The organism is Arthrobacter sp. 131MFCol6.1 (assembly GCF_000374925.1).
Lineage (GTDB): Bacteria > Actinomycetota > Actinomycetes > Actinomycetales > Micrococcaceae > Arthrobacter.
In genome coordinates this window covers 498,122-519,338 of sequence record NZ_KB895541.1, presented here as the reverse complement: position 1 = coordinate 519,338, position 21,217 = coordinate 498,122, and the positions used below count along the sequence as shown (strand labels likewise).

Genomic DNA, 21,217 nt, shown 5'->3' with positions numbered 1-21,217 from the left:
GGGATCAGAACCGGCACGGGTTCGGTTCAGGCGTAGTGGCAGGCGACGTCGGACGCGCCCACGCTCCGCAGGGCCGGTCGTTCGGTCCGGCACAAGTCCGTGGCCAGCGGGCAGCGCTGGCTGAAGGGGCAGCCGCCGGGAGCGGCAGCGGCGGCCGCCGCGGTCCGCACGCCCAGCGCTTCGCGTTTTTGCCGCCGTTCGGCCTGTTCCGCCGGGCGGGGCACGGGCGAGGCCGCCACGAGCGCCTGGGTGAAGGGGTGTTGGGGCGACTCGGTGACATGTGCCGCGGGACCGCTTTCCATGACCTGGCCGCGGTAGAGCACCACGACGCGCTGGGCGAGGAACTGGACCACGGAGATATCGTGGGCGATGAACAGGTAGCTCAGCCCCCGCTCGTCCCGGAGGTCGGCCAGGAGGTTCAGGACCTGGGCCTGCGTTGAGAGGTCCAGCGCGCTGACCGCTTCGTCGCACACCACGAGTTTCGGCTCGCAGATCAGGGCCCGGGCGACGGCGATCCGCTGCCGCTGGCCGCCGGAAAACTGGCCGGGAAAGCGGTCCACGGCCTCGCCCGGAAGCCCCACCCTGGCCAGCATGTCCTCGGCGCGCTGCCGGGCTTCCCGGGCGGCCACGCCGCGGATCCGCAGCGGTTCGGCCAGTGACGCGCCGATGCTCTGCCGGGGGTTGAGCGAGGAGTTCGGGTCCTGGAACACGGCCCGGAGTTCGCCGCCCAGTTCACGCCGCCGCGCAGGGCTGGCATGGGTGATGTCCGTGCCGTTGTAGCTGACCGAACCCCCGCTGCACTTTTCCAGGCCCAGGATGGCTTTGCCGATCGTGGACTTTCCGGAGCCGGACTCCCCCACCAGGCCCACGGTCTCCCCGGGCCGGATGCTGAAGCTCACGCCGTCCACCGCGGCCGGCATCGCGGCGGCCTTCCGGCCCCGGCCGTAACGGACCACAAGGTCCACCACGTCCAGGAGCGGCTGCTCGGGAGCCTGCGCTGTTCCGTCCTGGCGTACCGCTGTTTCGATGCTCATGGCCTGTCCTTCTCAACTGTGCTGTCCATCTCAAGAATGTCGGGGACACGGTGGGCGGGTACTTCGGTGGCCACCCAGGCCAGGCCCTCCACGGCCAGTTCGTCGGCCTTGACACAGCGCACCAGGCCGTCGTCGGAGCCGGAGGGCACCAGCGGGACCGGCGCCGCGCAGGCCGAGCCGGCGAACTGGCAACGCGCCACGAACCGGCACCCGCCCGGCCAGTCCTTGGGCTGCGGCACCTGGCCGTTGATGGTTGCCAACCGCTCGGGCATGTCCTCGGCGGTGTTGGCGTGCGGGTCGGCGGCCAGCAGCGCCAGGGTGTACGGGTGACGGGGGTTGTCCAGGATGTTGGCCGTCCGGCCGCTTTCCACCACCTGGCCGGCATACATCACGGCCACGGTGTCGCAGATGTCGGCCACCACGCCGAGGTCGTGTGTCACCATCACCACGGACATGCCGGTGTCCTTGACCAGCGCCCGCAGCAGCGAGAGGATCTCGGCCTGCACCGTCACGTCCAGCGCCGTGGTGGGTTCGTCGGCGACCAGCAGCCGGGGACGGCCGGCCAGGGCCAGGGCGATGGCCACGCGCTGGGCCATGCCGCCGGAGATCTGGTGCGGGTAGGTGGTGAGGATGCGGGCGGCGTCCACGATGCCCACCTTTTCGAGCAGGCCCAGGGCTTCAGTGCGCGCTTCGGCTTTGCCCATGCTCCGCAGGCGCCGGATGGCGGAGACCAGCTGGTAGCCGACCGTGAACATGGGATCGAGGGCCCGCATGGGTTCCTGGGAGATCAGCGCGATCTCCCGGCCCCTGACGCCGGCCAGCTCATTTTCCGCGGCGGCCGCAAGGTTCCGGCCGTTCCACAGGATCTGGCCTCCGCTGGCGGATACGCCGGAGGGCAACAGGCCCAGCAGGGACAATGCCGTCATGGTCTTGCCGCATCCGGATTCGCCCACGAGCCCGAGCACGGTCCCCTGTTCGACGTCGAAGGAGACCTCCGTGACCAGCGGCGTGCCGCCGTCGACGCCGACCGAGAGCCCGCGGACGCTCAGGCGGCCGGCCGTGGCGGGTTCGTCCGGCGCCGCGGACGGCGCAGCGGCAGCGGTGGACGGCGCAGCAGCGGACGCAGCCGCCCGGCGTCGGCGGTCCGCGGCGGAGGGCAGATGGGAGGCGGCCGCATTCGGGGCCTTCCCCAGTGCGTTGCCGATGGCGTTGGCCGCGAGGACCGTCAGCGCCAGGACCACACCGGTGGGGACCATCAGCCAGGGGGCGTCGTAGACGTGCTGGGATGCGCCCTGGATCATGCCGCCCCAGCTGGGCTGCGGGATGGGCGGCCCGAATCCGATGAAGGCCAGGCCGGCCTGGATCAGCATGCCCACCGCGAAGATGAGGGCGGACTGCACCACGATCGTGTTGTTCAACCCGGGCAGCACGTGCCGCAGGCTGATGCCGAGCGTGCTCACGCCGTCCACCTTGGCGGCGTCGACGTAGAGCTGTGACTGCAGCGCGGTGGCCTGGCCCAGCATCACGCGGTAGATGCCGGCCGAGATGAGGACGCCCAGGATCGCCATGACGACGGGAATGTTCGTTCCCACGGCACCGATGACCGCCAGGATGATCACGGTGCCGGGCAAGGACATCATGACTTCGGTGACGCGGCTGATCGGCCCTTCGGTCCGTTTTCCCGCGGCGGCGACCATCGCCAGGACGGTGCCGAGTCCGACGCCGACGATCACCGTGATGAGCGATGTCCCCAAGGTGCCGGCGGCTGCGGCGAAGATGCGGCTGAGCAGGTCCCGGCCCAGTTCGTCGGTGCCGAGCCAGTGGGCGGCGGTGGGGCCGGACAGGATGGCGGCGAAGTCCTGGTCCTCGGTCTTGTACGGCAGCCACCACGGCGCCGTGAGGGAGGCAAGCACCAGGGCCGCCAGCCAGAGCACGCCTGCCACGGCACCGGGTGCCGCGAAAAGGCGGTGGGCCTGAATCCGGCCGACCGCGGCCTTGGGGCCGGGCCCGGGCCTTCCCGTGGCGGTGCTGGCGGGTGTGGCTTCGCCTGTGCCTGTATCTTCCGCATTCGCGGTGGCGGGGACGGGCGCGGGGGCAATGGAAGGGATCATGAGGCACGCAACTTCGGGTCGAGAAACTTGGTGGCGAGTTCCAGCACGAGGTTCACGGCCACCACCACGACGGTGGCGACCACCACCACGCCCTGCACGGACGGGGCGTCGTGGGTGCTGACGGAGGTCTGGACTGCCTGGCCGAGGCCCGGCATGGCGAAGAGCTGCTCCGCGATCACGGAACCGCCGAACAGTCCGATGAACTGCAGGGCGATGCCGGCCACGATCGGCAGGCTGGCATAGCGCAGGGCGTGGATGTACAGGATCTTCCAGGTTGGGGTGGCCGTTGCCCGCAGGGTCCGGATGTGTTCCTGCTGCAGCGCCTCCAGCATGGAGGCCCGGGTCTGGCGGGCGATGAACGCCGCACCGCCCACGGCGAGGGTGATCACCGGCAGGGCCAGGGACAGGGCCCAATCCTGGGGTGAGACCTCAAAGGGGACGTAGCCGGTGGCCGGAAAGACCGAGGACTGGACGGCGAAGAGGTACACAAAGATGATGCCGATCCAGAAGGCCGGCAGCGCCACGGCGAGGCCGCAGACGGCGCCGACGATCCGGTCGACCAGGCCGCCGCGCACGGCTGCGGTGACGCCAAGACCGATTCCGAGCACCGCGCTCAGGAGCGTGGCTCCGGCCGCGAGGGCCGCCGTCACCGGCAGCCTGCTGGCCAGGTCGGCGCTCACGGAGCGGCCGTCGATCAGGGACACCCCGAAGTCTCCCTGCGCGGCGCTGCCGAGCCAGCGGAAGAACTGGACGGGCAGCGGATCGGACCAGCCGAGCCGGACGTTGACCTCGTCAATGGCTTGCTGGGTGGCGCCGGCGCCGAGGGACACGGCTCCGGGGCTGCCCGGCATGGCGTGCACCAAGAGGAATGCCAGCACCGCGACCACCAGCACGGTGGCCAGCGCCATGAGCAGGCGCTTTGCGACGTAAATCGCCATGATGACCTCCATTGGTCAGGTCCTGCCGGACGGCCTTCGCCTGGGGTGAAGGCCGTCCGGCAGGGTGGGTGGTCAGTTGGCCGGAGCGTAGGACGAGAGGAGCGGGTAGACGTTGCTGCCGGCGAACTCCACCGGCTTGACCTTCTTGGTGTTGTAGCCCTGGTTGGTGAGGGATTCGAAGAGCGGGATCATCCAGCCGGATTCGACCAGCCGGGTGTTGAGCTTGGTCAGCGCCGCCTTCCGGGCGGCATCGTCCTTGGCGGCGGCGACCTCGCCGGTGGCGGCGCTGAGCTGATCGTCCGTGGCCTTCTGGACATTGGTGAAGCCGTTGAGGATCGCGCCGTACATCAGGCCCACCGGGTTGTCCCAGCCCAGCGGTGCGTAGCCCAGCGGGGTGGTGGCGACGGCGGCGAACGCCTCGTCGGTCGACGTCGCCATCTTGACCTGCATGGTGATGCCGACGGCGGCCAGGTCCTTCTGGACCGCCTGGAGATCGGTCTGCGTGGTGGCGCTCGCGACGATGGTGAATTCAAAGCCGTTGGCGTAGCCGGCCTCCGCCAGCAGGCTCTTGGCCTTGGCGGGGTCGTAGGCGAACTGTGAATTCAGTGCCTCCGTGAAACCGGCTGAATCCTTGGGCAGGGCGTTCCACGCCGCGATGTCACCCTTGTGCAGGGCATCGACCAGGGCCTGCCGGTTGATGGCGTACTGGAACGCCTGGCGGACCTTTTCGCTGGCGAAGGCCGGCGATGTCTTGCCGGTTTTGTCGAAGGCGACCATGGTCTGGACCGTGCCGCCGATCTGGGAGACGCCCACCCCCTTGGCCTTGACGAAGTCAACGGTCGGTGAGGTCAGCTGGGCGACGTCCACCTGCCCGGAAACGAGGGCGTTGGCGCGGGCCTGCGGATCCTGGATGACGCTGAAGACGATCTTGTTGTAGGGGTATTTCGCGGCGTCGGTGTTCTTGTCGTTCTTCTGCAGGACGTACTTGTTGCCCTTGACCGTGGTTCCGGAGTCCAGCGTGTACGGGCCGGAGCCGTCCGGCTTGGCGGCCAGGCTTGCGGTGTCCGCGGCCCCTGCCTTGCCAACGATCATGCCGAGGGTGGAGGTCAGGTTCTTCTCGAAGCCCGGCTGCGCCTTGGCGAAGGTCAGGGACACCTGGGTGGGGCTCAGGACGTCCACGGACGTCAGTTCCTGGGCGCCGCCCTTGGCGATGGCGGAGTACGCCGAGAGGGCGGGATCCGTGCGGCGGTCGAAGTTGGCCTTCACCAGTGCCGCGTCCAGCGTGGACCCGTCCGTGAACGTCACGCCCTGCTTGAGCGTGAGGGTCAGCACGGTGTTGTCGGCGTTGTAGCTGAATCCGGTGGCCAGGCCCGGGCCCACGGAGCCGTCCGCCTTCAGGGTCATGAGGTTCTCGTAGAGGCCTTCGAAGAACTGACGCTGTGCGTCGGAGACCCGCAGCGGGTCGAATCCGAAGGACGCGCTGTCACTCTCGACGCCGATTGTCAGGGTGGTCTTGTCCACGGTGGAGGCCGCCTGGCCGGAGCCGCCGCAGGCGGTCACGGAGCTGAGCATCAGGACACCGGCCAGAACGGCCGCGCTCCGTCGGGCGGTGGGGTTCAGAAGTTTCATGTAGTGCGCCTTCGCATTCTTTCCAAAACAACGGGGATTTTCGGCATCTGGTGGGGGCCGGGGCTGAAGCGGACCGGCCGGACGTTGGCAGTCCGGCACCGGTGCGTTCCTGGCCCTTTCCCCAGATGCGGTCGGGTGGACCGGCTTCATCAAGAGTCGTAGGCGGACGCCATGCCGTCACATGAGATTTTCATTGGTTGGAACACTATTGTGGTGAGCGTCACTGGCGACGAAGAAGGAACGAAGACGAATGACGGCACCCGCGGATACCCATTCCCCCGCTGAAACACCGGCCGCCGCGCGCGGCAAGCGGCCCAAACAGGGCGAACCGGTAATCGACCGGGCCCTCAGCCTGCTCGCTGTCTTCACGGACCGACGTCGGGCGCTGACCCTGTCAGAGATGGCCCGTTATGCGCAGATGCCCGCCCCGACGGCGCTACGCCTCATTGCCCGGCTGGTCGCCTGGGGCGCTTTGGAACGGCTCGACGACGGCCGCTACGTTGTGGGCGTCCGGCTGTGGGAAATAGCGTCCCTCTCCCCGAGGGGCCATGGCATCCGGGAAATCGCGTTGCCCTACCTTGAGGACCTTTTCGAGGTGACGCGCCATCACGTGTTGCTGGCCGTACGGGACAAGGACCAGGCCGTCCTGATCGAACGGCTCTCCTCCAAGCAGGCCACGGAAGTCGCCTACCGGGTGGGCGGCCGGCTCCCCCTGCGCTCCACGGCCGTCGGCCTGGTCCTGATGGCCGGAGCGGATGCGGCATTCCAGGAAAAGATCCTGAAAGAACCAGCAGAGACTGAACCGGGCGTGGCTGCCATGCCGGAAGGCCAACTGCGGCGCACCCTCTCCGACGTCCACCGGACGGGGATTGCCATGATCCGCCGGTCCGCGCCGTCGCTGACTGTTTCCGTGGCGGCGCCCGTCTTTGATGCCCAGGGCACGGTGGTGGCCGCGCTGTCGATCGTGGTTCCGGACGGGACCACCCCGCCCAACGTCCTGGCTCCGGCGGTGATGGCCACCGCGAGGGCGGTCTCCCGAAACCTTGGCTACCGGGCCGCCCTGGCCGAGGACGTCCGGACCCTGTCGGACGGCTGACCGCGGCCCTGCCAACCACCGGCCCTTCCAACCATTGGAAAGGCCCGGCGCGGCGTTGGGATCACGAATCGTAAAGTTGAACCGGCGGTGCACTCGGGTCCCCGGCCTGCTTCCGCGACCACTTGACATGCCCGGCGGCGGAGTCTAGGACTGGCCTTGTCCAGTCCCATCCACCAGCCTAGGAGTTGCTATGGCCACCACGCCCTACGGAATCGTGCACTTTTTCCCGGGAGGCACCAAGGAACAGTACGAAGCGTCACTTGCAGCCGTCCATCCAGGCGCGGGGCTCCTGCCCGAGGGACAGACCTTCCACGCCGCCGGGGCGTCCGCTGGTGGCTGGACGATCATGGCAGTCCACGAATCGAAAGAGAGCTGGGAAAAATTCCGGGACACGATCCTCATGCCCCGGATGCAGGCCGGTATTGAGGGCGGCTTCGCCGCTCCACCAGAAGAGACGGTGATCGACCTCTACAAGGTCTTGCCCTAGCGGCTCGCCACTCACACAGCCAGTTCAAACAGCGCGCCCGTACCAGTCGAGTACACGTGACGCGCGGAGGGTGTTCCACCGGCTGGACCGTCCGTCACCGTCATCAACCGGGAAATGGACGATCCCGGGATGCGTGTTTTCGAGCAACCAGGTCCCGTCGGGCTGCTTCTTTGACCGGAGCAACTCCACGGCTTCGGCCAGGCGCGGGTCCGGCGGCTCTCCCGCCGAACGGAAGTACTCCAAGGCACGGAGCACGTCATAGTGCCAGCGGGTCGGAAATGAGAACGTCAGCCAAGCCGGGTCTATGACCCCGCCGGTGCTCTTGCGTCGGAACAGGCCCCGCTCCAGCAGATACTCCTCGCCCCGGCGCCGCGCGTCCACGGACTGCGCCGACCCGCCCGTGACCCGTTCGTGAGCCAGAAGGCCCTCGAGGACGTTGATCGTCGTGGCGGCCGAGGACACCACGGCGCCGGATTCCGCCCAACAGTTCCACCCGCCGTCGTCCAGTTGCTCGCTGACAAGCCGGGAGACGACGCCGTCGACGTCCTGATCAAAGTAGGCGCCCAGCGCCACCGTCATACCGTTGATGCACGGCTCCACCTCGCCCTGGAAATACGGCTGGCCGCCCTCCTCCCAGCGGCAGTTGTCCCTGACCAGGGCGATGGTCTGGCGCATCTGCTCACTTCGCGGGTCGATCCCGAAGTCACGCAGCAGGAGCAAGCTGTACGTTGTGGCGGTCCACGGCTGGGGGATGCGGTCCCAACCTGGGTCGCCGCCGGCTTCATCCGCGCCGTCGCCGTCGAGTCCGTCGCCGTCGGGGCTGTCGCCCTCGGGACGGTCACCGTCGGGGCGGTCACCGTCGGGGCAGTCGCTTCTGGCGGGGAAATATGCGCCATGCGCCCATTGGCCGTCCTCGTCCCGCAATGCCAGTAAGCGGGCACCCCAGCCTTCGGTCGCTACCCGTGCGCGCTCTGCGGCAACGACCTCGGGCGCGGCGCCGCCGAGATCCTGCAACACCTGCCATCGAAGGGAAGGATCCGAATCCATCAGCCAGTCCAGGACGGTCATACGCCGATGGTAGCGCTCCCGGCTCGATGGCATCAGGTGGTCACAGCCGAGCAGGCACACGGCATTGCCACCGGACGTCCGTGGCCAGCGGGCCGGACGTTCAGGAGGTCTTCGGCCGGATCACCAGGACGGGGCACGGAGAGTGGCTGGCCACCTGGGCGGAGACCGATCCGATGTGCAGCCCGGCGAAACCGCCGTGGCCGCGGGAGCCGACGATCACCAGGTCGGCTTCCTTTGCGGCTTCAAGAATTGCCGATGCCGCCGAGTCATTCTTGATAGTCCGCGTCACGACATTGACACCGACTGCGGATTTCGCTGCCTCGGCGCTTAGAGCTTCAGCCTGCTGCTCCGGGGAGTCCTCTGCCACGATTTCCCCTGCCGCCGTTTCCAGCATCGCCGGGTACCACGCCATCGGCGCCTTGTTCCAGACAGTCAGGACCCGGAGCTCCGCACTGCGGTACCGGGCCTCCTCAACACCCCACGCCAGGGCCTCGTGTGATTGCTTCGAGCCGTCAAATCCGATCACGATCACAAAGGGATCAACATTTTTCATGGTTCCAGACTTTCACCGCCGGTTTGCGGCGCCTAGGGGCCTCTGACCCCATCCGGGATGAAACCACGAGAGTGAATTGACCGGCGCACCGCCGCGCAGGGCACCAAGGGTGCCGCGGTGGTCAGACGATGCCGCGCTTGGTGGCCGTCTTGAGCGCGTCGCGCCGGCTTACCGCCCCGAGCTTGCGGTAAATGGACCGTTCGTGGGTCTTGACCGTGTTCACGGAAATATACAACGCCTCGGCAATTTCAGCCGCGGTCATGATGGAGCGCATGTAGGAAAGGACTTCGCGTTCGCGCTCGGTCAGGTTCCAGTAGGACTGCGCACGAAGGCGGGTCTCCCCCTGCGCCTCGCGTGCCATCAGCGCTGCGATGAACGACTCGTGCGCGGTGCCCCACACAGCATGCTCCACGAGCAGATCCGCCAATTCCTCTCTCCGTTCGGCGAAAGGACGCAGGACGGTTTCAGGCTCGGCACGGAGGACTGCATGTTCAATCCGCTCGTGTGCCGCCGCAGCATCTCCGGTTGCATGGGCCATGATCGCCTCGGTCAGGCTCAGGCAGGTGTCGATATAGGAGCTGCCGCGGCGATCGGCCAGTGACTCGGCACAGCGTTGCGAAGCGGCGGTGTCACCTTCGCGGCGCAGCAACTCCGCCAGCAGCGTATCCGCCAATGCGCCGTGCCCCCCGGCACCGAGTGGTTGGACGGTCCGCAAAGCTCCGTCCCGGTCGCCCCTGGCTTCGGCAATTTTCGCCACCGCGATAGTGTCCATGGCATTCCACGACACGGCGTACCGTCCCCGCCCGTGGAAGGACTCCAGTGCCGCGCTGGAGTCGGCCAGGCGGGCCAGGTCGCCATCGCCGCAATCAACCAGGACCCGATAGATGGCACTGAGCGGGCCCGTCGGGAACAGCTCGCTGCCCAATCGCTGCGCTTTGGTAAGACAGGTCCGCGCAGCCTGCAGATCGTCATTCCAGTAGCACGCAATGCCACGGGCCAGCCAGGCGGGAGCCATCCGTTGCCGCGAATTCCAGCCCAGCGACTCTCCCCGTTCCAACGCCGCCGTGGCAAGTTCGTCGGCGCTCACGAGGTCACCGGCGATGGAGTGAGCCAACGCGAGTTCGGCCTGGGCGCAGGTTTCCACTGCCTCCAGCTGTTCCGGGTTGCCTGTGGCCCCTGTTGCCTGGAGCAGCGCCGTCGCGAGTTCGCCGGTGCGGTGCAGCCGGAACTCTGCCTGGGCCAGCAGGAAGAGTCCTGTCGAGAAGGAGCTGGCGCGGCCATCCCCTGAAATGTCCGTCGTCGACCGGCCGTCGTCCGTCTCGGTGGGCAGGTCCAGGCGGCCGTCGGCAGGCAGCGGCTCGTAGAGCGCCCTGTAACTGTCAAGCCTCCGGCGTCGAATTGCGTCCAGCGCGAAGGTCCGCGACAGCGCCCGGTCGGTGAGCTCGGCCGCGGCGGTGCCGTCGCCGGAAAGGGCACGGCAGACCGACCGGATCATCAGGATCTCTGGATCCTCGCCCCACGGTGCGGGCAGGTCCAGGCACAGCCGTTCGAGGGTCTGCACGTCGTTGCCGAGCAGGAATTCGAGCCAATGGGCGCCGAGGGAAATCACGGCCTGCCGGGGTGCGCGTCCTTGCAGCGCCTGGGCGACGCACTCGACGACGTCGACGTCCTGGTAGTACCGTGCCGCCACGCGGTGAAGACGCTCGGCGAGCAAAGGGTCGCGCCGCTGCAGGATGCGCCGGCACTGCGCCGCGAAGAGCGAATGCCACCGGAACATCGATTCACCCTCACGGTATTCGTGCTCCTCGATGAAGAGCCCGTTGCGGAGGCATTCCTCAAGCAGCACGCCGCCGTGGGGACGGCCTTCGAGTTCGACGGCGAGCTGGCGGCCGAGCCAGTCGCTGGTAGTGGCCCTGAGAATGAATTCGGCCAGCGACGGTTCGATCTGGTCGAGGATCTCTTCTGCGACATAGTCGGCGAGCGGGACGTGCGTAGGCGCGGAGCCTGGCGTTGCAAGCGGCACGTTGCGCGCCTGCGCCAACGAGACGAGGCTGGCGTGGACGGCCACAGGCCAGCCGGCAGTCATCTTCCAGAGCGACCCGGCATCGAACGTTTGATCTTGTCCCAGCGCACAGGCGAACTGGGCAACTTCCTCCCGCGTGAAGGCGAGTTCGGCGGCGCGAAGTTCACCCAGTCCCTCCCCGTACCGGAATCTTTCGAGCTGGATGGACGTATGGCCGCGTCCCGAGAGGACCAGCCGCAGTGAGGGGGGTGCCGATGCGGCGAGCACCCCGACGATTCCGTTCGCCAGCCCCGGTCCGGCCAAATGGACGTCATCGATCACCAGGACGATCGGTTCGGTGAGGTGCTCGAGCGCCCCGAGGAGAAGGTCGTAGGAGGCCGCCCGGTCGTGGGCAAGGCCCGGGTCAAGAGCCAGGAGGGCGTCGGTTCCGGGCAGCGGCAGTTTGCTCGCCGCGGACTGGATCGCCCCAACGACACCGTGAAACAGCCGCGCGGGCTGCGTGTCGAACCGGTCCAGCGACAGCCAAGCGCACGGCAGATCGCACTTGCGGACCCAATCACCCAGGAACGTGGACTTGCCGTAGCCGGCCGGGGCCGCGACGAGGGTCAGGCGGTGCGAATCTGCGGCCGCGGACAGGGCGCTTTCCAGACGTGGACGCTCCAACGCTCCGAGGCCGCGCACAGGCGGACGGATCTTGAACTGTGGACCCGATACCCATTCGGCGTCTAGCCTATCTCTCACATTCCACATGCTAGGTGGGCGCAAAAGGGCACCAACAGGGCGCAAAGACCCCTTGTGCGCCGCTCCATAGCGCGACAATGCGCGAAAATACGGCAATTAAGGCTGCCCGATTGCGGCACGGCACGAATTGCATGCCCGGCGGTATCATCAGTCATGCCTATGAAGCACGGCAGCCCGACAGACCCGATTTTCCTTCATGACCTCGACAAGGCCGACCGCAGGCGGGTCATTATTTTCGCGATTGCACGTCTCATCGCATTTTCGGTTGTGGTCCTCGCCCTGTATTTCCTTATTCCCGTCGGGGGATTCAATGACGCCGATCCCGCGGCCGCGTGGATCCGCCTGGCGGCTGTCGTGCTGGTCTTTTTCGCAGTCTTGGCAATTCAATTGCGGCTGATACTCGTGGCGCATATCCCGAGGGTCCGGGCGGCCGCGGCTGTCGCCGAAACCCTGTTGATGTTTCTGTGCCTCTTCGCACTGCTTTACACATCAATGTCGATCACATCTGCGGCGGCGTTTAGCGAGCCCCTGAGCCGAACCGATGCCCTTTACTTCACCACTTCCACGTTTGCCACCGTCGGGTTCGGGGACATTACGCCGGTAAGCCAGCTGGCGAGGGGAGTCGTGTCCGTCCAAATGATTGCCGATTTGGGGGCACTCCTATTGATCGCAAAAGTGGCCTTCTTCGCGGCCGGGCGGCGTCTGGGCAGCGAATCCTGAACCGGCCGCCGTCATCACCCAAAACGGATGACAGCACGCCGGCCGGCTGAAATTTCGCGGGATATGAAAGAGCGGGCACCCCGGACACCTTTGGCAGTGCCGGGTCCGGTCCGCCAATCTGCACGTCCGACGTGCGGCGTCCACCCCGTAGGGGCGGCTGTGGCGGGCGTTTCCCCGGCGTGACAGATCACCCTGTGTGGGTGGGGCTGGACCGGTGCGCCGAGTGAACAATGAAAATAGCCGTGAATGCCCAGCCGCGGAACACAAGCTAAGGCGGATCCCCTCATGTCGCTGAACGATCAGCCCGCTGGCCCCGCTAGCCCGGATCAGGAAGAGATCCTGAGGTTACGGGCCGAAGTTGCCCGTCTCCAGCAGGAACGGGACGCTGCCCGCAAGGCCCCCCCGAGGCCGTCCGTGCGGCATCCGGGGCTGGCCCGACGCATTGTGGCAATCGTGCTGGTGGTTCTTACTGGCCTGTTGGCCTTCGCGACAGTTCCGGCCCTTTACCTGCGCAGCGAAGTCATCGACACCGACCGCTACGTGGCCACTGTCGCACCGCTGGCCTCGGACCCTGCGATCCAGGCCGAAATCGCCGACAAGGTCACCCAACAGATCACCGACGCCGTGGATTTCCAGACCATCACGCGGGATGCCCTGAGCGAGCTCGCAAAGACGGCGCCCCGCGTGGCGGCCGTGCTCACCGGGCTGGCCCCGATGCTTGCGGAGCAGACCAAATCGCTCATCCATACCGCCGTGGCCAGATTCGTGGCGACACCGCAGTTCCAGGATCTTTGGATCCAGGTGAACCGGGTCGCGCACCAGGGGCTGGTCAACCTTGCCACGGGAAGCACGGGAGGCACCGTCAGTATTGACGAGAACGGCACGGTGTCGATTTCCACGAAAGAGATCATCGCCCGGGTCAAGACTCTCCTGGTCCAGCAGGGGGTGGACATCGCCTCGAGGATCCCGGAAGTGGACGCGCAGATCGCCCTGTTCCAGTCTCCTGAACTGGTCCGTGCCACGGAAACCATCCGGACCCTGGACCGGCTCGGCCCAATCTTGGCGTGGCTGACGGTGCTCAGCGCCGTGGGTGCCATTGCCGTTGCCCCCCGGGGCCGGAGACGGAGCACGACGAGCGGCGTGGGGTTGGCGGTGGCGGTGTCAATGGCGGTGCTGGCGCTGGCCCTCGTGATCGGGCGGAACTACGTCCTGGACTCGATTCCGTCCAGTGCCGTCTCCCCCGCGGCGGCCGAGAGCCTGGTCGAGGCACTCCTGGTCCCGCTGCGCACCAGCCTGCGCCTTGTCTTCGTCGTCGGGCTGCTGATTGCCCTGGCAGCTTTTCTGGGCGGCCACTCGCGTCCCGCGGAGTATGTCCGGCACGGCCTGGCGACTGCGGGCGACTACATCACCGGCAAGATCGGCGGTGGCCAGGCGAAGCCATGGCAGCTCTGGTTGGCCCGCTACCGTCGGATTATCGAAGCCACCGTCGTCGGCATCGCTGTGCTGGTGCTGATCTTTTGGCAGGACCCGACGGCGGCCGTCGCCATCTGGACGGCCGTACTGGCCGTGCTGGTCATTCTCGTGGTCGAACTGCTGTGCCGGCCGGCCGTAGCCGGCGTGCCAGCGCCCGAGCCGGGCGCCGAGCCCGGCGGTGAGCCCGGCGGTGAGCCCGGCGGTGAGTCCAGTGTCGAGTCCGGCGGCAAGCCCGACGGTGAGCCCGTCACTGCCGGCGGCCCTCCCGATGACACGTATCCCACGACTCCCATCCCCCGGGCGACCGACGCCGGAGGGACCGGCGCGTGACGGATTGTTGGGACCGGACAGCCAGTTAGCGCCGGGCCAGCCGGCGCTAACTGGGCAGCCGCCGCCGAGACTGAGCGAAACTAGGGGGCGGTCGGCGCGAATGGGAAGAGGTCCTCCCCGGCACCGTGCACCACCACGCAGGTAGCCTCGGGTACTTCCCGCCAGGCCCCGCGGAGGTCCCCCAGCGGTTCGGAGACAACCAGGCGCGCGTTGTCCGCCAGGTCATGAAGCAACGGGTTCTCCGGGTACTGGACGCGAAGGGTCGCGACGTCGGTGCTGTGGAACAGCGACCGGGACTGCCGTTCACTCGAGTAGCGGAACGCCCAGGTGGTGTCGCCGTCGGTAGTGGCCACTGTCATCTGGAGCGGCTGCTCGATCCCGTGGCGCCGGCCGACGTCTTCAATCAGTCCAACCGCGGCAGCCACGGCCGCCCTCGGGTCCTGCTCCAGCCCGAAGGTCAGGGCGAGGAAAAAGAAGAGCTCTGAGTCCGTGGCTCCCTCGATCAGCGGAAAGAGCGATGGCTCAACGGCCATGGCCAAGTCGCGCTTCACGGTCGGGAAATCCCTGATGAGTCCGTTGTGCATCCATAGCCAGCTGCCGTGGCGGAATGGATGGCAGTTCGTCTGTTGGACTGCCGAGCCGGTCGAGGCTCGAATGTGCGCGAAAACCCGGCCGGCCGACGCCTGGGCGGACAGCTCGCGGAGGTTGCGGTCATTCCAGGCCGGCTCCGTGCTGTGGAACAAGCCGGGATACGGCGCGGATCCGTACCAGCCCACGCCGAAGCCGTCCCCGTTGGTGGTTTCAACGCCCATTCGAGCGTGCTTGCTCTGCATCACGAGCGAGTTGGTGGGTTTGTACAGCAGCTCCTCCAGTTGTACCGGCGAACCCGAATACGCTAGCCAACGGCACATGGCTTCCTCCCTCTGTTGTGGACAGCAGTCCATCACGGCGACGGAGCGGGCACATCATCACCCCGGGGTGATTCGGGCCGCGGGGTGGGAGGTCCTGGGTCCCACCCGTGTCCGATAGTTCCGACCTCGCGTCCCCGCTGGTCAGCGGCGCGCCCGGCCTGGACAGCAGCGCGAAAGGATCACCCGCGGCGGGTGACGCGCATGAGGGCCCCTCACCCAACACTGGTGGTACCTGCCAGTGATTGGGCTGCCAGGCGAAAGCCCATGGAGAGGTGAGTCCAATGTCGAAACCACAACCAGTCCTCGCGCGAATGTCCGCGCTCGGGGCGGCGGTCGCGCTGCTCGCCGGCTGCGCCACCTCGGGACCCAGCAGCAGCCCCAGCGCGAGCCCAACGGCGAGCGTTTCACCGGTTTGCGCTGCCGCCACTGACCTTTCAGCAGCCCTGACGAATTTCAAGGACACCATCAAGCCAGGCGCCACGATCGGCCAGATCCAGGCGGCCCGGGATCAAGTTCGAAAGAGCTACGACGATCTGGTCAACGCGGCCAGTGACGCGGCCAAGGATCGGGTGGATGCCGTCAAAGCTGCCCAACAGAAGTTCACCTCCGCTGTGAATTCCGTTCCCGACGACGCCACCTTGACGCAGGCGGCCAACTCGCTCAAGGACGAAGCCGCGAACGTGCAGGCCGCCATCAGTGATCTCTCGAATGACGCCAAGTGCTAGTCCGGGTCTTCCGGGATATCCGCGGTGAATCCCATTCCCATCCAAGGCTGCGTTCATAGGCAGCGCCGCACCACGTGAAAGTAGGGAAGCCAAATGAATTTCTTCGAGAACTTTTGGGACATTTTCTGGTGGTTGTTCATCTTCTATGCGATCTTCGCCTTCCTGTATGCAGTGTTCATGGTGATCGGAGACCTATTCCGCGACAACGAGCTCAGCGGCTGGTGGAAGGCCGTCTGGATCGTCCTCCTGGTCTTCATTCCATTCCTGACTGTGCTGGCATACATGATTGCCCGCGGCAAGGGCATGGCGGAGCGGTCCATGGCGCGGGCCCGCAAGTCCCAGCAGGAAACCGATGCCTATATCCGCAGTGTCGCCACCGCGAGCCCCACCGAGGAGATCGCCAAGGCCAAGGCGCTCATGGACGCGGGAACCATCAGCGCGGAGGAGTTTGCCCAGATCAAGAGCAAGATCGTCGTCTGACTCCGGGCTGACACGCGAGGAGCAGGCCTGGCCAACTCGCTATTCATGGGGCCATGAGGCTTCTAAGATATGGCTAGGCTGAACCAAGGAGGGCTCATGGAGCCGGAACCATCGGAATCCAATCCACGTTCGGCCCTCCCCCGCACCTTAATCATCCTGCTCGCCCTGGCCAGCGCGACGATTGCAGCGTTCGGCCTCGGCGCGATCCAGGGAATAGTCACCCCCGTCTTTTTTGCCTTCGTGCTGACGCTTTGTGTCCATCCGCTGCGCCGCTGGATGCAGGCACGGGGAATTTCCCGGGGCATCGCCACCGGGACCTCAATCGCGGCTGTCTTCGGATTATTGACCGCCTTCGCCGCAGTCCTGATTGCCTCGCTCGCCCAGTTCTCCGCGCTGCTGCCGCAGTACGCCCCCCAAATGGCCGAGATCGGCGCCAGGATCTCCGCGCTGCTGGAATCTGTTGGATTTGGCTCGGAGCAAGCCCAGGAAGTCCTGAACGGGTTTACGCCGGGCCGCATCATCGGGTTCCTGGGCGGCCTCCTGGGAAACGTCGCGAGCCTGGTGACCAGCCTCGTGATCATCCTGACGATGCTCATTCTCATGGCGGTGGACGGCTCCCGCGTGCCGGCACTGTTGATCCATCTGAACTACCACCGGCCGGCACTGGTTTCAGCACTCAACGGCTTCGGCACCAGCGTACGCCGCTACATGGTCGCCACCACGGTCCTCGGAATAGCGCAGGGCTTGTTCAACTGGCTGGTTCTGGTCATCTTGCAGATCCCCGGCGCCCTGCTTTGGGGGCTGCTGTCTTTTATCTGCAGCTTCATTCCCAACATCGGGTATTTCATCGCCATCATCCCGCCCTTGTTCTTCGGCTACCTCACCGGGGGCTGGCCGACCGTCGTGGCCGTCATCATCATCTATGGCGGGATCAACAGCATCATCCAGTCGATCATCCAGCCGAAATACGTGGGCAACGCCGTGTCGCTGAGTGAGACGTTGACCTTCTTCTCCGTCCTCTTCTGGGCGGTGGTCCTGGGCCCTGTCGGCGCCGTCCTCGCCGTCCCCCTGACGCTGTTGTTCCGGACCATCCTGCTCGATTCCGACCCCTCGCTGTCATGGTGGCGGCCGTTGACGGGCGACAAGAAGGACCTCGAGGTGCTCATCAAGGAAGAAGACAAGGCGATCCGCGCCCGCCGCGGACGACTGAAAACGGGCCGCCCGGACACCGGAAGCGGACCGAAGGCATGACATGCCATCGGGGTGCTGCCGGGGGCCGGTGAGGGCCGCATGCTGAGCACGTTCAGCAGCCTGGCCCTCTTCGCCCTGGCCGGGGCGATCAGTACCGTGCCTGTCAGCGTGACAATCTTGATTCTGCTCTCGCCAGATCCACGCCGCGGCGCCCTTCCCTTCCTGATCGGCAGCCTTGCGGGTTCGATAGTGGTCGTGGGGCTGTCGGCGGTCGGGCTGCAATTCTTGCCCGTCAGGCCGCCGCGCCTGCATAAGGATGAATGGGTGGCCCAGATTGCCATTGTGACCGGTGCGCTTCTGATTGCGTACGCCGTGTACCTCTTCGTGAGCAAGGGCGGCCGGGACAATGCCATGCTTGGCAAGATGAAGTCGCGGTTCCGCGCCGCCCGGCCCTGGGAATTCCTCGTCCTGGGACTGGGCTTGAACCTTCGTCCGAAGGCAATCCTGCTGGCCGTCACCGCCGGTGCAGTGATCAGTGTCCAGGAACTGCCGCCGCTGCCAGGTAGCCTGCTTGTCCTCGCCTACGCCGCCGTCGTCCAGTCAGCAGTCATCATTCCGGTCGCTGTGTGGCTGCGCTCCCCCGAACGGGCCCAAGTGCCTTTGACCGCCCTTTTCAACTGGCTGCAGCGCCATGGCCGCAGGATTGCGGCGATCGCAACGCTGGCGATTGGGATTTTCCTTGTCGGCTACAGCCTTCTCCAGCTCTGATCGGGCTGCCTCGAAACCACATTCGCAGCGGTGAACCCCTCAATCCAGGAACGCGCCGTCACCGGCGCCGGCGGGCTTGGGATCGGGAATCCGCACCATCCGGAAAGAGATGATGAGGCCAGCGAGACTGGCGAGAATCGGAATGAGCAGACCAATCTGGAGGGAGATGGGCCGGGCCTCCGTGTTGATCCGGATGATCTCGTCCTGGATCGCCGGAGGCTGGCCGGCGAGGAGTTCGGCAAGCGCGGTGTTGCTGAGGACCTGCGCGTCTTCTTCAAGTACCTGTGCGACCTGCTGCTGCTCGGCGGGCGGCAGCACGGTGCTGGACTCCGCCATGGAAGTGAAGATGATCGAGAGGGACGCGAGCATGATGGCCCCGGCGAAGGCGAGTCCGAACGACAAGCCGAACGAGCCCGCTGCCGAGTTCACGCCGGCGGCCTCGCTGACGCGTTCGTCCGAGATCGGGGACAACGTGTAGTTGTTCAGCTGCGATACCAGCAGCCCCAGACCGCAACCCGCGATGACCAGCGGGATCAGGAGCCACCAGCCGGAGTCCGCGCGGGGCACCACCGGAAGGATCGCGACCAGCCCAACCATCAGGAGGATGAAGCCCCACCTGATGATGTTCGCCGGGCGGCGTGACCCTGCTTTCTTGCCGGCGAGCACGGCGACAGCGAACATGCTGAGCGACAGGGGTGATATGGACAATCCCGCCTGCATGGCGTTGTATTCCAGGACCATCTGGAGGTAGATGGGCAGCACGATCATGGTGCCGCCCAAGGCCACCTGCTGCATCATTTGCTCCGTGGCGCCAAGGCGGAAGGCATTCAAACGGAACAGCCCCGGGTCCAGGAGGGTCGCCTTCTTGAGGCGCTCGCGCCGTACGAGCCAAAAGAACAGGCCGCACAGTCCGGCCACGCCGATGATGATGAGGGCGGCCACGGACTCGCCGCCCTCCTGCCAGACCAGGATGCCGAGGACGACGCCGCCCATGCCCACGACGGACAGAACCGATCCAACGACGTCGAACTCCCGGGGTCCCGTGTACGGCACGTCGTGGACGAGTTTGATTCCGGACAACACGATCGCGATGATGACGGCTTCGAGCAGGAAGGCGACACGCCAGGAGAGAAAAGTGGTGATGAACCCGCCAAGCAGGGGTCCGACGGCGGCGGCGATCGCCGCAGATGCCCCGACGAAGGCATAGACCCGCTTCCGGTCGGCTCCGTCGAAGTTGCCATGGATCAGGGACTGCATGGCCGGCAGGAGGAGCGATGCGCCCAGGCCGCCGATCAGTGCCCAGAAAATGAGGATCGGCACAATGCTCTGGGCCAGCGTCATCGCGATGGCGCCAACGGCGTACGCGCAAAGGCCCAGGATGTAGGCGCGCTTGCGCCCGATCAGGTCGCCCACTTTGCCGCCGATCAGGATGAATGCGGCGGACACGAGCGCTTCGAGCGCGATGGTCGCTTGGAGGTCGCTCACGGTGCTGCCGATGTCGTTGACCACCGCGGAGATCGAGACGTTCATGATCGACGTGTCGACAACCAGCACGAACATCGCCATCGCCAGCAGCAGCGCCAGCCTTTGGTTAAACTGCACCGGCTGGGTCCCGGCGTCGTTCGGAGAGCTCATCGCGGGCCACCTCCCGCACTTGTTGGCTTGCTCGGGTCCACCGCGCAACCGGACATGTCGCCTCCTCTGGAGCAGAACGGGCAGTTCATGCATGAGCGTGATCCTGCAGGCACATCCCACCAGCGCCCACCGCAAAGCGATGCTGATGCAAAGCTAGCTGTCCGGACTCGCGACCGAATCATGCCCAGCGGGTGAGGTTGCTGTACCCCTTCCGCCGGGGACGAGGCGGGGCTGCGCTCCGGTCCTGCCCGGGATGGCCTAACGTAGAAGGCTGCCCGGGTTTCGTTGCCGGACAGAATTTCACCGCCCACCGCCATAGCCTGACGCCCGGAGGAAATCCCAGATGCTGGAACAACTGGTGGCCTTTGTGCTGACCTGCCTGGTCGTGGTGGTGGTGCCCGGACCTGACTTTGCGCTTGTCCTCAGGAATGCGCCCCGCGGCCCCCGGGCGGCAACCACAGCCGCCGCCGGCATCATGGTTGGCAACACGATCCTTGCCGCGCTGGCGGTGCTCGGTGTCACGGCGCTGCTGGGCGCCTCGGAAGTAGTTGGGACCGGGATCAGAATTGCCGGGGCCGCGTACCTGCTCTACCTAGGCCTGCGCGCCTTCGCCGAGGCGTTCGCCAGGAAGGCCAAGCCCAGCCAACCCCCGGCACTGGCAGCAGGACGCCAACCCGGCGGGGCCTCGCCCTTCGTGCAGGGGATGGTGAGCAACTTGCTCAACCCGAAAGTGGCCGTCTTCTACTTGTCGCTGTTCCCGCAATTCAATGTCGCCCCGTTGCCGCCCCTCGCCCAGCACGCCCTGATGGCCGGCATCTTCCTGCTGATCGCGGCGGCCTGGTACGTGCTGGTGCTCAGCGCGCTCAAGAAGGTGACCGGAGTTCTGGCCCGGCCCCGGACCAGCCGGATCGTCGTCGGGAGTTCAGGCGCGGTCCTGGTCGGGGTTGGCGGCACCATCCTGACGCAGACACTGGCGTCCGTCTAGCTGCCCGAGGGAGCCCCTCGCAGCCTTTTCGGGTGCCTGGACTCGGGATCGACCCCGGGGGCGTTGATAAGCACCCCACGGGGCGGGATGATCAGCACATGCCCGGTAACCGCCACCGAAGGAGCCCGACCGTGAGCGCCGCAACCACGACAACCGAGAAGCTGATCATCATCGGGTCCGGCCCCGCGGGCTACACCGCGGCGATCTACGCCGCCCGGGCCGGGCTGAAGCCCCTGGTCCTGGCCGGGTCGGTCACGGCCGGCGGCGCCCTCATGAACACCACCGAGGTGGAGAACTTCCCCGGTTTCCCGGGCGGGAT

Annotated in this window: 19 protein-coding genes; 10 read left to right on the top strand and 9 right to left on the bottom strand. The window is 66.5% G+C overall.

Annotation, left to right across the window (positions count from 1 at the left end):
• Positions 1–26: 26 nt before the first annotated feature.
• From C566_RS0102480 to C566_RS0102465, 4 genes are read right to left on the bottom strand one after another with little or no spacing between them, the layout of a single operon-like run.
• The gene (locus tag C566_RS0102480) at positions 27–1,034 is read right to left on the bottom strand and encodes an oligopeptide/dipeptide ABC transporter ATP-binding protein (RefSeq protein ID WP_018772747.1); all 1,008 of its coding nucleotides are present in this window, start codon (positions 1,032–1,034) and stop codon (positions 27–29) included.
• Positions 1,031–3,145, bottom strand: coding sequence for a dipeptide/oligopeptide/nickel ABC transporter permease/ATP-binding protein (locus C566_RS0102475; RefSeq protein WP_018772746.1), 2,115 nt, complete (start codon positions 3,143–3,145; stop codon positions 1,031–1,033). The genes C566_RS0102480 and C566_RS0102475 overlap by 4 nt, the downstream gene beginning before the upstream one ends.
• Entirely contained in the window at positions 3,142–4,095 is a 954-nt protein-coding gene (locus C566_RS0102470) for an ABC transporter permease (RefSeq protein ID WP_018772745.1), read from the bottom strand. The genes C566_RS0102475 and C566_RS0102470 overlap by 4 nt, the downstream gene beginning before the upstream one ends.
• Before the next feature lie 60 nt (positions 4,096–4,155).
• Positions 4,156–5,712: an ABC transporter substrate-binding protein gene (locus C566_RS0102465; protein WP_018772744.1), complete on the bottom strand. Its 1,557-nt coding sequence runs from the start codon at positions 5,710–5,712 to the stop codon at positions 4,156–4,158.
• A 250-nt stretch (positions 5,713–5,962) separates the two neighbouring features.
• On the opposite strand from C566_RS0102465, the gene C566_RS0102460 reads away from it, so the two are divergent.
• Together C566_RS0102460 and C566_RS0102455 are read left to right on the top strand one after the other, a co-directional pair.
• The gene (locus tag C566_RS0102460; RefSeq protein WP_018772743.1) at positions 5,963–6,808 is read left to right on the top strand and encodes an IclR family transcriptional regulator; all 846 of its coding nucleotides are present in this window, start codon (positions 5,963–5,965) and stop codon (positions 6,806–6,808) included.
• 190 nt (positions 6,809–6,998) lie between these two features.
• Positions 6,999–7,295 carry a hypothetical protein gene (locus tag C566_RS0102455; protein WP_018772742.1) on the top strand — a complete coding sequence of 99 codons (297 nt, stop codon included), beginning with the start codon at positions 6,999–7,001 and terminating at the stop codon, positions 7,293–7,295.
• A 24-nt stretch (positions 7,296–7,319) separates the two neighbouring features.
• Here C566_RS0102455 and C566_RS0102450 read toward each other — a convergent pair whose 3' ends face one another.
• From C566_RS0102450 to C566_RS0102440, 3 genes are all read right to left on the bottom strand, one after another.
• Positions 7,320–8,363: a hypothetical protein gene (locus C566_RS0102450; RefSeq protein ID WP_018772741.1), complete on the bottom strand. Its 1,044-nt coding sequence runs from the start codon at positions 8,361–8,363 to the stop codon at positions 7,320–7,322.
• A 100-nt stretch (positions 8,364–8,463) separates the two neighbouring features.
• Entirely contained in the window at positions 8,464–8,916 is a 453-nt protein-coding gene (locus tag C566_RS0102445; protein WP_018772740.1) for a universal stress protein, read from the bottom strand.
• Between the two features lie 121 nt (positions 8,917–9,037).
• Positions 9,038–11,680 carry a helix-turn-helix transcriptional regulator gene (locus tag C566_RS0102440; protein ID WP_196802320.1) on the bottom strand — a complete coding sequence of 881 codons (2,643 nt, stop codon included), beginning with the start codon at positions 11,678–11,680 and terminating at the stop codon, positions 9,038–9,040.
• A 153-nt stretch (positions 11,681–11,833) separates the two neighbouring features.
• Here C566_RS0102440 and C566_RS0102435 point away from each other — a divergent pair, with 153 nt between their 5' ends.
• Both C566_RS0102435 and C566_RS20595 read left to right on the top strand, forming a co-directional pair.
• Entirely contained in the window at positions 11,834–12,400 is a 567-nt protein-coding gene (locus tag C566_RS0102435; RefSeq protein WP_155846716.1) for a potassium channel family protein, read from the top strand.
• 285 nt (positions 12,401–12,685) lie between these two features.
• Positions 12,686–14,203: a hypothetical protein gene (locus C566_RS20595; RefSeq protein ID WP_018772737.1), complete on the top strand. Its 1,518-nt coding sequence runs from the start codon at positions 12,686–12,688 to the stop codon at positions 14,201–14,203.
• Between the two features lie 80 nt (positions 14,204–14,283).
• Here C566_RS20595 and C566_RS0102425 read toward each other — a convergent pair whose 3' ends face one another.
• Positions 14,284–15,114: a class II glutamine amidotransferase gene (locus C566_RS0102425; protein ID WP_018772736.1), complete on the bottom strand. Its 831-nt coding sequence runs from the start codon at positions 15,112–15,114 to the stop codon at positions 14,284–14,286.
• Between the two features lie 281 nt (positions 15,115–15,395).
• Here C566_RS0102425 and C566_RS0102420 point away from each other — a divergent pair, with 281 nt between their 5' ends.
• From C566_RS0102420 to C566_RS0102405, 4 genes are all read left to right on the top strand, one after another.
• Positions 15,396–15,839, top strand: coding sequence for a hypothetical protein (locus C566_RS0102420; protein ID WP_155846715.1), 444 nt, complete (start codon positions 15,396–15,398; stop codon positions 15,837–15,839).
• 93 nt (positions 15,840–15,932) lie between these two features.
• Positions 15,933–16,319 carry an SHOCT domain-containing protein gene (locus C566_RS0102415; RefSeq protein ID WP_018772734.1) on the top strand — a complete coding sequence of 129 codons (387 nt, stop codon included), beginning with the start codon at positions 15,933–15,935 and terminating at the stop codon, positions 16,317–16,319.
• Between the two features lie 96 nt (positions 16,320–16,415).
• The gene (locus tag C566_RS0102410; RefSeq protein ID WP_018772733.1) at positions 16,416–17,570 is read left to right on the top strand and encodes an AI-2E family transporter; all 1,155 of its coding nucleotides are present in this window, start codon (positions 16,416–16,418) and stop codon (positions 17,568–17,570) included.
• A gap of 12 nt (positions 17,571–17,582) precedes the next feature.
• A complete protein-coding gene (locus C566_RS0102405) occupies positions 17,583–18,278 on the top strand; it encodes a GAP family protein (RefSeq protein WP_018772732.1) in 696 nt (231 codons plus the stop codon).
• 39 nt (positions 18,279–18,317) lie between these two features.
• Here C566_RS0102405 and C566_RS0102400 read toward each other — a convergent pair whose 3' ends face one another.
• The gene (locus C566_RS0102400; protein ID WP_018772731.1) at positions 18,318–19,913 is read right to left on the bottom strand and encodes an MFS transporter; all 1,596 of its coding nucleotides are present in this window, start codon (positions 19,911–19,913) and stop codon (positions 18,318–18,320) included.
• A 343-nt stretch (positions 19,914–20,256) separates the two neighbouring features.
• Between C566_RS0102400 and C566_RS20590 the strand changes: the two genes are divergently transcribed.
• Together C566_RS20590 and C566_RS20585 are read left to right on the top strand one after the other, a co-directional pair.
• Positions 20,257–20,898: a LysE family translocator gene (locus C566_RS20590; RefSeq protein ID WP_018772730.1), complete on the top strand. Its 642-nt coding sequence runs from the start codon at positions 20,257–20,259 to the stop codon at positions 20,896–20,898.
• A 131-nt stretch (positions 20,899–21,029) separates the two neighbouring features.
• Positions 21,030–21,217, top strand: a 188-nt coding sequence (locus C566_RS20585; RefSeq protein ID WP_043465674.1) for an FAD-dependent oxidoreductase, incomplete at its 3' end; no start/stop codon positions are given.